This is a genomic window from Streptomyces sp. NBC_00557 (assembly GCF_036345995.1).
Lineage (GTDB): Bacteria > Actinomycetota > Actinomycetes > Streptomycetales > Streptomycetaceae > Streptomyces.
In genome coordinates, this window is record NZ_CP107796.1 from 483,937 (window position 1) to 498,117 (window position 14,181).

At 74.2% G+C, this 14,181-nt stretch carries 1 protein-coding gene; it reads right to left on the reverse strand.

What is annotated here, in order from left to right:
* Window positions 1-56: 56 nt before the first annotated feature.
* Window positions 57-14,180 carry a type I polyketide synthase gene (locus OG956_RS01775; protein ID WP_330336126.1) on the reverse strand — a complete coding sequence of 4,708 codons (14,124 nt, stop codon included), beginning with the start codon at window positions 14,178-14,180 and terminating at the stop codon, window positions 57-59.
* Window position 14,181 lies beyond the last annotated feature (1 nt).

Consider the following 14,181-nt stretch of genomic DNA (forward strand, 5'->3'; position numbering starts at 1 on the left):
CCATACGTTGTTGGCGGTAGGAACGGTTCGGCCTGCTGCGGCTGCGACGCCGGCGTTCAGGACCGGCCGAGCTCCCGATTGATGAAGTCGAAGATCTCGTCGTCCGACGCCGCCTCGAGCTGCTGGGAGACCGTGGCCTTGGCATCGGCCTCGTGCTGATCACCCAGCTCCGCCAGCATGCTGCGCAAACGCGCCTGGGCGAGAGCCCTGACGGCCATCTCTGGGGAAAGCCTTGAAATCGTGGCGGCCAGCCGGTCCAGCTCGGCGACCAGCGCACTCTCCGCGTCTGCCGCCTCCCCGCCGAACAGCTCCTCGTCGAGGAACGCCGCCAGGTGACGCGGCGTCGGGTGGTCGAAGACGAGGGTGCTGGGCAGCTTCACCCCGGCGTCGGCGGAGAGCCGGTTGCGCAGCTCCACGGCGGTCAGGGAGTCCACGCCGAGTTCCCGGAAGGCCTGGGCGGACCCGACGGCCCCGGGATCGCCGTGTCCCAGCACCTCCGCCGCCCGCCGGCGCACCAGGTCGAGCAGGGCCTGCCGGCGCTCTTCCTGCGGCTGCGCGGCGAGCTGGTCGTGCAGGCCCGCACCGGCCGTGTCGCCGGAACCGGTGCCCGCGATCTCGGCGGTGGCCGCCTGGGCTTCGGGTAGGCCGGTCAGCAGGGCGCTGGGACGCACGCTGGTGTAGGCGGGGGTGAACCGGGCCCAGTCCACGTCCGCGACGACCACGACCGGCTCCGCACCGGTGACCGCCCGGGCCAGCGCCCGTACGGCACGCACCGGCTCCAGCGCCGCCAGACCCCGACGCCGCAACGCCTCCACGGCCTCCGCACCGGCCGCCATGCCGCTCTCGGCCCACGGCCCCCACGCCACCGACGTACCGACCAGCCCACGTGCACGACGTGCTTCGATCAGGCCGTCGAGGAAGGCGTTGGCCGCCGCGTAACCGGCCTGACCGCCACTGCCCCACACCCCGGCGATGGAGGAGAACACCACGAACGCGTCCAGCGCCCGCTCCCCCAACACCGCATCCAGATGCACGGCACCGGCCACCTTGCCCGCCCACACCTCGGCAAGCTCCTCGCCCGACATCTCCTCCAACGGCACGTTCACCACCGCACCGGCCGCATGCACGACCGCATCCACCGGATGCTCGGCGAGAAGAGCCTCCACCGCTTGACGGTCGGCCACATCACAGGCGGCGACCGTCACCCGCACGCCGGTGGCCGCCAGCTCGTCCCGCAGCTCGGCCGCGCCAGGCGCGTCGAGGCCGCGGCGGCTGACGAGCAGCAGGTGCTCGGCACCGTTCCCGGCCGCCCACCGGGCCACACGGGCGCCCAACGCGCCCGTACCACCGGTGATCAGCACCGTGCCCCGCGGCCGCCACACCGCCGCGTCCGCCCCGGTAGCGGGCACCCGCTCCAGCCGCCGCCCGAACACCCCCGACGCCCGCACCGCAACCTGATCCTCATCACCCACGCCCGCCAACACCGCCGCTAGTGCGGAACGGGAGGCCGCGTCCCACGAGTTCGGCAGGTCGACGAGACCGCCCCAGCGTCCGGGGATCTCCAGCGCGGCCACGCGTCCGAGACCCCAGACGGCGGCCTGTACCGCGTCCACCGCCGGGTCCGCCCCGCCGACCGACACCGCGCCACGGGTCACCACCCACAGCGGTGCCGTCACGCCCGCGTCACCCAGGGCCTGCGCCAGTGTCAACGAGGCCGAGACGAAGAACGGCACGCCGTCGTCCCGGACTTGGCCGACGAGCGACAGCAGGGACACCACACCGGTGACCGATCCAACGCCCTCCAGGCGCCGGGCGAGTTCGGCGCGGTCCGCGCCGGTTTCGTGCGCCAGCAGCTCGACGTCGGCGCCCGCGGTCGTCAGGGCTTCCCGGACCGACACGGCCCAGGAGTCCCCGGCGAGGCCGTCGGGGACGACCAGCAGCCAGCGGCCCGACAGCGCGGCCCCGCGCGGCAGACTGGTCAGCGGCTGCCAGCGCACCCGGTACCGGGATCCGTTCAGCTCGGCCTGTTCACGGCTCCGGCGACGCCAGGAGCTCAGGGCGGGCAGCACCGAGCCCATGACATCCTGCTCCAGGTCCAACTCCCCGGCCAGTGCCTCCAGATCCTCGCGCTCGACCGCCTCCCAGAACCGGGCGTCGATCTCACCACCCGCACCGGCGACGGCCTCCGGTCGTGCGGGAGCCGGCCAGAACCGCCGGTGCTGGAAGGCGTACGTCGGCAGCTCCACCGGCTCCACGGCCGGGAACGCGCGCGACCACTCGACCTCACCGCCCGACACGAAGAGAGCGGCGAGCGCGGACACCACCGAACCGTTCTCAGGGCGGTCCTTGCGCAGGGCCGGCACCAGCACCGGGGCATCGGCATCCGGCCCGGTGCTGTCGTCCAGCACGGCCTGCCCGAGGGCGGTCAGAGTGCCGTCGGGACCCAGTTCGAGGTAACGACGGACACCGTGCGCGTCCAGTGCCCGTACGGCATCGGCGAAGCGCACCGTGGCCCGCACATGCTGCACCCAGTAGTCCGGCGAGATCAGCTCGTCGCCGGTGACCTCCTCGCCCGTGACCGTGGAGACGATCCGCAGCTGCGGCTGCTCGTACGACAGACTTTCGGCCACCTTGCGGAAGTCGCCGAGCATCGGCTCCATGAGCGGCGAGTGGAAGGCGTGGCTCACGCGCAAGGCCGTGACCTTGCGGCCCTCGGCACGGAAGCGCGAGGCGATCTCCTCCACGGCCGTAGCCGCGCCGGAAACCACCATCGCCTGCGGCCCGTTGACCGCAGCGATGCCCACCTGCTCACCGAGCAGGGGCAGCACCTCGTCCTCCGAGGCCTGCACCGCCGCCATCGCACCACCGGCCGGAAGCGCCTGCATCAGCCGGCCGCGCGCCGCCACCAGACGGCACGCATCCGCCAGCGACCACACGCCAGCCACGTGCGCGGCGGCGATCTCACCGATGGAGTGACCCGCCAGCACATCCGGGCGCACACCCCACGACTCCAGCAGCCGGAACAAGGCGACTTCCAGGGCGAACAGCGCCGGCTGGGCGTACTCGGTGCGATTCAGCGCGTCGGCGTCCTCACCGAAGACGATCTCCCGCAGGGGACGCGGCAGTTCGGTGTCGAGGTGAGCGCATACGGCGTCGAAGGCGTCCGCGAACACGGGGTACTCGTCGTACAGCTCCCGGCCCATGCCCAGGCGTTGGGATCCCTGACCGGCGAACAGGAAAGCCGTACGACCGCCCTCACCGACGTTACCGACCATCGCACCGGCACCGGCCGGCTCACCGGCGGCGACGGACCGCAGGCCCCTCAGCAACTCCTCCCGGCCTGTGCCCCACACCACGGCCCGGTGCTCGAACACCGACCGCGACCTCACCAACGCAGCACCCACCGCATCCGGTGACACCCCGGCCCGTTCGGACACGAACTCCGCCAGCCGCCCGGCCTGCGCCCGCAGCGCCTCACGGCTCCGCCCGGACACCACCCACGGCACCAACGGCGGCACCGGACCGGTCTCCACGACCTTACGGTCCTCCTCGACCGGCTGCTCAAGGATGATGTGGGCATTCGTCCCGGAGACACCGAACGCTGACACGCCAACCCGGCGGACACGCCCGGAGTCGGGCCAGTCCCGCTCTTCGGTGAGGAGTTCGACGGTGCCGGCGGACCAGTCGACGTGCGAGGACGGCTCCTCCACGTGCAGGGTGCGTGGCAGCACCCCGTGCTGCATCGCCAGCACCATCTTGATCACACCGGCGACACCGGCGGCGGCCTGCGTGTGCCCGATGTTCGACTTCACCGAGCCCAGATACAGCGGGCGTTCGCGGTCCTGGCCGTAAGTGGCCAGCAGCGCCTGCGCCTCGATGGGGTCGCCGAGGGCGGTGCCGGTGCCGTGCGCCTCCACGGCGTCCACATCCGACGGCTTCAGTCCGGCGCTCGCGAGGGCCGCCCGGATCACCCGCTGCTGAGAGGGGCCGTTGGGTGCGGTGAGACCGTTGGAGGCGCCGTCCTGGTTGACCGCGCTGCCCCGGACCACCGCCAGCACCCGGTGCCCGTTGCGGCGCGCGTCGGAGAGCCGCTCCACGACGAGGACGCCGACGCCCTCGCCCCAGCCCGTGCCGTCCGCGCCCTCCGCGAACGCCTTGCACCGACCATCCGCCGCGAGCCCCCGCTGCCGGGAGAACTCCACGAACGCGCCCGGCGTCGACATCACCGTCACACCACCGGCCAACGCCAGATCGCACTCACCGTTGCGCAGCGCCTGCACCGCCAGATGCAGCGCGACCAGCGACGACGAGCAGGCCGTGTCCACCGTCACCGCCGGCCCCTCGAGCCCCAGCACGTACGACACCCGGCCCGACAGCACCGACGCCGCGTTCCCCGTGCCCACATGACCCTCGAAGTCCTCACCCGAGGCCAGCAGCACACCCGTGTAGTCCTGACCGTTCGTACCGGCGAAGACACCCGTACGACTGCCCCGCAGCCCCCCCGGAGCGATACCCGCCCGCTCCAACGCCTCCCACGACGTCTCCAGCAGGAGCCGCTGCTGCGGATCCGCCGCCAGCGCCTCCCGCGGACTCATCCCGAAGAACCCGGCATCGAAGAGGTCAGCCCCGTCCAGGAAGGCGCCCATGTCCACGTAACTCGTGCCAGGGCGTTCGGCGTTCGGGTCGTACAGGGCGGCCAGGTCCCAGCCGCGGTCGGCCGGGAAGGGACCCACCGCGTCACCGCCCTCCGACAGCAGCCGCCACAACCCCTCCGGATCGCTCACCCCACCCGGGAAACGGCACGCCATCCCCACGATCACCACCGGATCGTCCGACACCGGCACGGCCACCGTGGACGACGGCTCCGCCTCTGCCAGCTCACCCAGCAGCTGCTCACGCAGATACCGCGCCAGCGCCACCGGCGTCGGATAGTCGAACACCACGGTCGCGGCGAGGGGGACGCCGGTGGCCATGGCGAGGGTGCCGCGGAGTTCGACCGCGGTCAGGGAGTCGACGCCCAGGTCGCGGAAGGCGCGCTCCGCGGGCACGGCGGAGGCGCCGGAGTAGCCGAGGACGCCGGCGGCGCACAGGCGGACCATTTCGAGGAGGACCCGTTCCTGCTCGGCCGGGGTCAGTCCGGTGAGCTGGTGGCGTAGGCCGGAGCCGTCGCCGCGGCCGAAGCGCTCGGAGGCGGCGCCGGCGCCCTCGACGGCGGCCCGTGCCTCCGGGAGCGACTCGATGAGGGGGCTCGGCCGGGTCATGGTGAAGGGGGGCGCGTACTCGCCCCAGTGGATGTCGGCGACCATGACGGCGGGCCGGGGTGCGCCGACGGCGCGTTGCAGGGCCAGGATGCCGAGAGCGGGCTGCAGGGGCAGGACGCCGCCGCGGTGCATGCGCCAGGCGACGACCTCCTCGTCGGCCATGCCGCCGTCGGCCCACGGGCCCCATGCGATGGAGGTGGCGGTGAGTCCTGCCGCGCGGCGGCGCTCGGCGAGTGCGTCGAGGAAGGCGTTGGCGGCCGCGTAGTTGCCCTGGCCGGAGGTGCCGAGGGTGCCGGCGATGGAGGAGAAGAGGACGAAGGCGTCGAGGTCGCGGTCGCGGGTCAGCTGGTCCAGGTGCAGCGCGCCGAGCGCCTTGGTCCGCAGGACGCCCGCGAACCGCTCCGGGGACAGGGCGTCGATCACACCGTCGTCCAGGACGCCCGCCGTGTGGACCACGGCATCCACCGGGTGCTCGGCGAGGAGTGCGGCCAGGGCCTCGCGGTCGGCCACGTCGCAGGCGATGACGGTCACGCGCGCACCGGTGGCCCGGAGTTCGTCCCGCAGATCGGCCGCGCCCGGTGCGTCGATGCCACGCCGGCTGACCAGCACCAGGTGCTCGGCACCCTGCTCGGCGGCCCAGCGGGCCACGCGGGCGCCCAGCGCGCCGGTCCCGCCGGTGACGAGGACCGTCCCGCGCGGCTGCCACGCGGTGGTGCCACCGGCCGGGGTGACGCGTTCGAGGCGGCGGCCGAAGACGCCCGAGGGGCGGACGGCAAGCTGGTCCTCGGGGCCCGAGCCGAGGAGGACTGCCGTGAGGCGGGCCGTGGCGCGCCGGTCGAGGGTGTCGGGCAGGTCGATCAAACCGCCCCACCGGTCCGGGTACTCCAGCGCCGCCACCCGGCCCAGACCCCACACCGCACCCTGCACCGGATCCGGCGCACCGTCCGAACGGCCCACCGACACCGCACCCCGCGTCACCACCCACACCCGGCCACCCACACCGGCGTCCCCGCACGCCTGCAGCAGCGTGGCGACGACGGCGGGGCCGAGGGGCAGTCCTTCGGTGTCGGTGCCGGCGAGGTGGGCGAGGGCGAGTACGCCCCGGACGGGGTGCTGCCCGGTCGCCGTGCGCAGCCGGCCGGCGAGTGCGGCGCGGTGTGTGCGGTCGTCGCCGGTGACTTCGACGGCGGTGACCCGGTCTGGGCCGCCGAGGGCGGTGACGACGGCGTCCGGGGTCGGGTCGTCGCCCTCGGGGCTGCCGGGCAGGAGCAGCAGCCAGCGGCTGTCCGCCGGTTCGGAGTCCGCAGTGGGGGGTTCGGTGGCGGCGGGCTTCCACGTCACCCGGTAGTGCAGGGCGTCGACGGCGGTCTGCTGCCGCTGCCGCCTGCGCCAGGACGCGAGGGCGGGGACGACCGCGCCGATCTGTTCGGCCCGCACGCCGAGGGTCTGGGTCAGGGCGTCGACGTCCTCGCACTCGACGGCTTCCCAGAACCGGTCGTCGACGGTGTCGGCGGCGGTCCGCGCGGACGGGGCGCCGGCGTTGTCGGGGGTGGTGCCGTGGTCGAGCCAGTAGCGCTCGTGCCGGAAGGCGTACGTCGGCAGGTCGACCGCCGGCGCGGTGGGCGCGGCGCCGAACGCCGGGGTCCAGTCGACGTCGACGCCGTGGACGTGGAGCCGGGCGAGGGCGTCGTACAGGCTGGGGATCTCGGGGCGGTCCTTGCGCAGCGCGGGCACGAGCAGCGGGGCCGGGCCGGTGGCGGGGTCTGTGGCCGGGTCGTCGGGGAGGCAGGCGCGGGCCAGGGCGGTGAGGGTGCCGTCGGCGCCGAGTTCGAGGTAGCGGGTGACGCCCTGTTCGCGCAGGCGGCGGATGTCGTCGGCGAAGCGGACGGGCTGGCGGACGTGGGCGGTCCAGTAGCCGGCGGCGCACAGTTCGCCGGGGTCGGCGAGGGTGCCGGTGAGGTCGGAGACGATCGGGATGTGCGGCCGGTGGTAGGTGAGGCTCTCGGCGACGCGCAGGAAGTCCCGCAGCATCGGCTCCATCAGCGGCGAGTGGAAGGCGTGGCTGACGCGGAGCCGGGTGGTGCGGCGGCCGAGCCCGGCGAGGTGTCCGGCGACGCGGGAGACGCCGTCCTCGGTGCCCGAGACGACGAGGGAGCGGGGCGCGTTGACGGCGGCGATGCCGACCTCGGCCTCCAGTCCGGCGAGCAGCGGCAGCACCTCGTCCTCGGACGCCTCGACGGCGACCATGGCGCCGCCTTCGGGCAGGGCCTGCATGAGCCGGCCGCGGGCGGCGACGAGGCGGCAGGCGTCCTCCAGGGACCACACGCCGGCGACGTGGGCCGCGACGAGCTGACCGATGGAGTGCCCGGCGAGCACGTCCGGCCGTACGCCCCACGACTCCAGCAGCCGGAACAGGGCCACTTCGAAGGCGAACAGGGCGGGCTGGGTGAACTCGGTGCGGTCCAGGGCCGCTTGGTCGTGGCCGAAGACGATGTCGCGCAGGGAGCGGCCCAGTTCGTTGTCCAGGTGGGCGCAGGCTGCGTCGAAGGCGTCGGCGAACACGTCGAAGGCCGCGTGGAGTTCGCGGCCCATGCCGAGGCGCTGGGAGCCCTGTCCGGCGAAGAGGAACGCGACACCGCCTTCCGTGCCGGCGGTGCCGACGGCGGCGCCGGGGGCCGGTTCGCCACGGCCGACGGCGTCCAGGGCGGCGAGGAGGGCGGTGCGGTCGTCGCCGACGACGACGGCCCGGTGTTCGAACACGGACCGGGACGTCGCGAGGGCGTGTCCGACCTGTGCGGGGGTGGTGCCGGGGTGGGCGCGCAGGTGGGCGGCGAGCCGGGTGGCCTGGGCGCGCAGGGCTTCGTCGCTGCGTGCGGAGACTGTCCACGGTACGACGTCGGCAGGGGGTCGCAGGTCCGGCAGGGCGGGGGTGTCGTCGGTCTGCGGTTCCTCCAGGACGACGTGCGCGTTGGTGCCGCTGAGCCCGAAGGCGGACACGGCGGCGCGGCGCGGCCGGCCGTCGTACGACGGCCACTCCCGGGCCTCGGTGAGGAGTTCCACCGCACCGGCCGACCAGTCGACGTGCGAGGACGGCTCCTCCACATGCAACGTGCGCGGCAGTACCCCGTGCTGCAACGCCAGCACCATCTTGATCACGCCCGCCACACCGGCGGCGGCCTGCGTGTGCCCGATGTTCGACTTCACCGACCCCAGCCACAAAGGCCGTTCACGGTTCTGCCCATACGTCGCGATCAAAGCCTGCGCCTCGATCGGATCACCCAGCGTCGTACCCGTGCCGTGCGCCTCCACCGCGTCCACGTCGGCAGGTGTGAGCCCGGCCCCGGCGAGCGCCTGCCGGATCACCCGCTGCTGCGACGGACCGTTCGGCGCCGTAAGACCGTTGGAAGCGCCGTCCTGGTTGACCGCGCTGCCCCGGACCACCGCCAGCACCCGGTGCCCGTTGCGGCGCGCGTCCGACAGCCGTTCCACGAGGAGCATGCCGACGCCCTCGGACCAGGCGGTGCCGTCCGCGCCCTCCGCGAACGCCTTGCACCGACCATCCGCCGCGAGCCCGCGCTGGCGGGAGAACTCCACAAAGACGCCCGGCGTCGACATCACGGTCACACCGCCGGCCAGCGCCAGATCGCACTCACCGTTGCGCAGCGCCTGCACCGCCAGATGCAACGCCACCAGCGACGACGAACAGGCCGTGTCGAGGGTGACGGCGGGGCCCTCCAGTCCGAGCGCGTAGGCGACGCGGCCGGAGGCGAGGCTGGCCGCGCTGCCGGTGAGCAGGTGGCCGCGCACGTCGTCGGGGACATCGGTGAGGGTGGCGCCGTAGCCCTGGTGGCCGCAGCCGACGAACAGGCCGGTGCTGCTGCCGCGCAGAGCTCGCGGGTCGAGTCCGGCGCGCTCGACGGCCTCCCAGGACACCTCCAGCAGCAGCCGCTGCTGCGGGTCCATCGCGACGGCCTCGCGCGGCGAGATCCCGAAGAACGCGGCGTCGAACTCGGCGGCCCCGTCGAGGAAGCCGCCCTCGCCGACGTAACTGGTGCCAGGGCGGCGCGCGTCCGGGTCGTAGAGCGCGTCAAGGTCCCAGCCGCGGTCCGCGGGGAACGCGGAGATGGCGTCGCCGCCGCGGGTGAGGAGATCCCACAGGTCCTCGGGCGAGCCGACCCGGCCGGGGTAGCGGCAGGCCATGGCGACGATCGCGATGGGCTCGTCACCGCCGGCGCTCCTGGGCGCGCCGGCGGTGTGCTGGACGGTGGGCAGGGTGCCGTCGTCGAGCGCGTGGAGCAGGTGGTCGGCGAGGGCCACCGGGGTGGGGTGGTCGAAGACGAGGGTGGTGGGCAGGGGGAGGCCGGTCGCGGTGGCGAGCAGGTTCCGCAGTTCCACGGCCGTGAGCGAGTCGAAGCCGCAGTCCTGGAACGCCCGGGTGGGCTGGATGCTCTCCGGTGTCGGGTGGCCGAGGGCGGTGGCCGCGCTGCGCCGGACCAGCGTCAGCAGCAGCCTGCGGCGCTCGGCCGCCCCCAGCGGGGCGAGTTCGGCGCGGAGCCGGCCGCCGTGTGCGTCGGCCGGGTCGGCGGCGGCCGCCGCGGCGTGCGCGGCCTCGGGGATACGGCTGAACAGGGCGCCGCCCGGCAGTCCGCGCCGTCCGTCGGCGACACGGCCCCAGTCGATGTCGGAGACCAGCGCCCAGGTGTCGTCGTGGGCGAGGATCCGGCCGAGGGCGGTGAGCGCCGGTTCGGCCTCCATCGGGGTCAGCCCGCCGCGCCGCAGCCGCGCCAGGACGGCCGGGTCGTCGGCCATGCCGCCGCCGGCCCACGGGCCCCAGGCGACGGAGGTGGCGGTCAGTCCGGCGGCGCGGCGGGCACGGGCCAGGGCGTCGAGGTGGGCGTTTCCGGCCGCGTATCCGGCCTGGCCGGCGGAGCCGAGGGCGCCCGCGATCGACGAGAACAGCACGAACGCGGTGAGGGGGTGCTCCAGGTCGCGGGTCGCCTCGTCGAGGTTGGCGGCGGCGCGCAGCTTGACGCGCAGGACGGTGGCGTACCGCTCGGGGTCCATCGCGGTGATCGGCGCGTCGTCGAGGGCGCCCGCCATGTGCAGGACCGCGGTGAGGGGCCGGTCGGCGGGCACGGTGGCGAGCAGGGCGTCCAGGTCCGCCCGGTCGGCGGGGTCGCAGGCGGCGACGGTGACCTCGGCGCCCAAGTCTTCGAGTTCGCGGCGGAGTTCGCCGGCGCCGGGGGCGTCGGGTCCGCGCCGGCTGACGAGCAGCAGGTGCTCGGCGCCCTGCCGGGCGAGGTGGCGTGCGACGTGGGCGCCGATGGTGCCGGTGCCGCCGGTGATCAGGGTCGTTCCGGTGAACCGCGGCTCGGGACGGTCGTCGTCGTCGCGGACGACCCGGACGAGCCTGCGCGCGAACACGGCGGAGTCGCGCACCGCCAGTTCGCTGTCGTCGCCGGGGCGGGTCACGCACGCGATGAGCCGGGTCAGGATGCGTTCGTCGAGCCGGGACGGCAGGTCGACCAGGCCGGCCCACAGGTCGGAGTGTTCGACGGCGGCGGTGCGGCCCAGGCCCCAGGCGGTGGCCTGCGCCGGCCGGGTGAGCGGGTCGGCGGCGCCGACGGACACCGCGGACCGGGTGGCCGCCCACAGCCGCGCCCCGGTCCCGGTCTCGGCCAGCGCCTGCAGCAGCAGGGTGTTCAGGTGCAGGCCGAGGGGCACGTCGTCGTGGCCGGGGTGCGGGGTCTCGGTCAGCGCGAGCAGCGAGAGCAGTTGGGCGGAGCCGCCATGGCGGGCCTCGCCCAGAGCGGCGGTGATCCGGGCGCGGTCGGCGTCGGGGGCGACCGGTACGGGGATCCCCCTGGCTCCGCCGGCGGTGAACGCGTCCGCGACGGTGGCCGCGGTCTCGGCGGCCTCGGCGTCGTCGGCGCAGAACGGCACCAGCCAGACCCCGGAGGGCGCACCGGCCGGGACCTCCAGGGGCGTCCACGTCTCGCGGTACTGCCAGGACGCGGCGGTGGACCGCCGCACGCTGCTGTGGTGCCAGGCCGTCAAAGCGGGCAGCACGGGCGCGAGGACATCGGGGTCCAGCGCCAGCCGCCCGGCCAGCTCCTGGACGTCACCCTTGCGGACGGCCGCCCAGAACGCCGAGTCGACCGCCCCTCCCCGTCCGTCGTCCCCGCTCGAGGCCACGTCCGCAAGCCAGTACCGCTGCCGCTGGAAGGCGTACGTGGGCAGGGCGAGAGCCTTCGCGCCGGGGAACAGCGCGGACCAGTCGGGGCTGAGCCCGTACGCGTGCAGCGCACCGACGGCGCTCAGCAGGGCGACCTGCTCCGGCCCTTCCTTGCGCAGCGCGGGCACCGCGACGTGTGGCTCGACGGCCGCCTCGGCGTCGTACTCCGCAGCGGGCAGCACGGCCCCGGCGAGGGCGGTGAGGGTGCCGTCGGGGCCGAGCTCCAGGAAGCGCACGGTGGCGTGCTCGTCGGCGAGGGTGCGGACGGCGTCGGCGTAGCGGACGGTGCGGCGGACGTGGTCGACCCAGTACTCGGGCGACGTCAACTCCTCGTCACTCGCGGACACACCGGTCACGGTCGAGACGATGGGGAGCTTGGGACGGTCGTACGACAGGCTCCGCACGACCTCCCGGAAGTCCGCGAGCATCGGCTCCATCAGCGGCGAGTGGAAGGCATGGCTCACACGGAGAGCGGTGACCTTGCGGCCCTCGGCACGGAAGCGCGAGGCGATCTCCTCGACGGCCGTAGCCGCGCCGGAAACCACCACTGCCTGCGGCCCGTTGACGGCGGCAACACCCACCTGCTCACCGAGCAGGGGCAGCACCTCCTCCTCCGAGGCCTGCACCGCCACCATCGCACCACCGGCCGGCAGCGCCTGCATCAACCGGCCGCGCGCCGCCACCAGACGGCACGCATCCGCCAGCGACCACACGCCAGCCACATGCGCGGCAGCGATCTCACCGATCGAATGCCCCGCCAGCACATCCGGGCGCACACCCCACGACTCCAGCAACCGGAACAACGCCACTTCCAGCGCGAACAACGCAGGCTGCGCGAACTCCGTGCGATTCAGCGCGTCGGCGTCCTCACCGAAGACGACCGCCTTCAGATCGAACGGCAGTTCCGCGTCCACCGCGTCGAACGCCGCAGCGAACACCGGGAACCGCCCGTACAACTCCCGGCCCATGCCCAGGCGCTGGGAACCCTGACCGGCGAACAGGAACGCCGTACGCCCCCGCACCGCCGCACCCCGCACCACCCGCGCATGCGACTCACCCGCCGCCACCGCGGCCAGCCCGGACCGCAACTCCTCCCAGTCCGAGCCCACCACCACCGCACGGTCCTCGAACACCGACCGCGTCACCGCCAGCGACCACCCCACATCCGCCGCCGACCCCGACCCGTCGGCCACGGACTCCAGCAGCCGCGCCGCCTGCGCCCGCAACGCCTCCTCACCCCGAGCCGACAGCGGCCACACCACCACACCGTCACCATCGGCCCCAGACCCGGACCCGGACCCGACAGACTCCTGCGGCACCTCCTCCAACACCACATGCGCATTCGTGCCGGAGATGCCGAAGGAGGACACTCCCGCGCGGCGCGGGCGGTCGTCGTGCGTCGGCCATTCCTGGGGTTCGGTGAGGAGTTCGACGGCACCGGCGGACCAGTCGACGTGCGAGGACGGCGCATCGACGTGCAGGGTGCGCGGCAGCACCCCGTGCTGCATGGCGAGCACCATCTTCATGACGCCCGCGACACCGGCGGCGGCCTGCGTGTGGCCGATGTTGGACTTCACCGAGCCCAGCAAGAGCGGGCGTTCGCGGTCCTGGCCGTACGTGGCGAGGAGCGCCTGCGCCTCGATCGGGTCGCCCAGCGTCGTACCCGTGCCGTGCGCCTCGACGGCGTCCACGTCGGCCGGGGTCAGCCCGGCCGACGCCAGGGCGGCGCGGATCACCCGCTGCTGGGAGGGGCCGTTGGGCGCGGTGAGGCCGTTGGAGGCGCCGTCCTGGTTGACGGCGCTGCCGCGGATCACGGCCAGGATCCGGTGTCCGTTGCGGCGGGCGTCGGACAGGCGCTCCAAGAGGAGCAGGCCGGCGCCCTCGCCCCAGCCGGTGCCGTCGGCGGCCTCGGCGAACGGCTTGCAGCGGCCGTCGGCGGCCATGCCTCCCTGGCGGCTGAACTCGACGAAGGCGCCGGGGGTGGACATGACGGCGACGCCGCCGGCGAGGGCGAGGGAGCACTCCCCCGCACGCAGGGCGTGCACCGCGAGGTGGAGGGCGACGAGGGAGGACGAGCAGGCGGTGTCGACGGTGACCGCGGGGCCCTCCAGGCCGAGGGTGTAGGCGACGCGGCCGGAGACCACGCTGCCGGTGTTGCCGGTGAGGATGTGTCCCTCGACCTCTTCGGGGATCTCGCGGAGTCCGGAGCCGTACTCCTGGTTGCTGGCGCCGACGAACACGCCGGTGCTGCTGCCGCGCAGGGCGGCGGGGGCGATGCCGGCGCGTTCGACGGTCTCCCAGGCGACCTCCAGCAGGAGCCGCTGCTGCGGGTCCATGGCGAGGGCCTCGCGGGGGGAGATGCCGAAGAAGGCGGCGTCGAAGCGGTCGGCGTCGTGGACGAAGCCGCCCTCGGTGGCGGCGCTGCCCCGGCCGCCGTCGTGCTGGAACAGGCCGTCGAGGTCCCAGCCGCGGTCGGCGGGGAAGCCGGTCATGGCGTCCGTGCCGTCGGCGAGGAGCCGCCAGAAGTCCTCCGGGGTGTCGGCCCCGCCCGGCCAGCGGCACGCCATCGCGACGATGGCGACCGGCTCGGTCATCGCCTGCTCCAGCTGCTGGTTGTGCTTGCGCAGCCGTTCGTTCTCCCGCAGCGAGGCACGCAGGGCTTCGACGACTTTTTCGGAGGACATG

Excerpts from the sequence above, each read along its gene's own strand:
- OG956_RS01775 (WP_330336126.1), bottom strand. The coding sequence starts at position 14,180 with ATGTCCTCCGAAAAAGTCGTCGAAGCCCTGCGTGCCTCGCTGCGGGAG.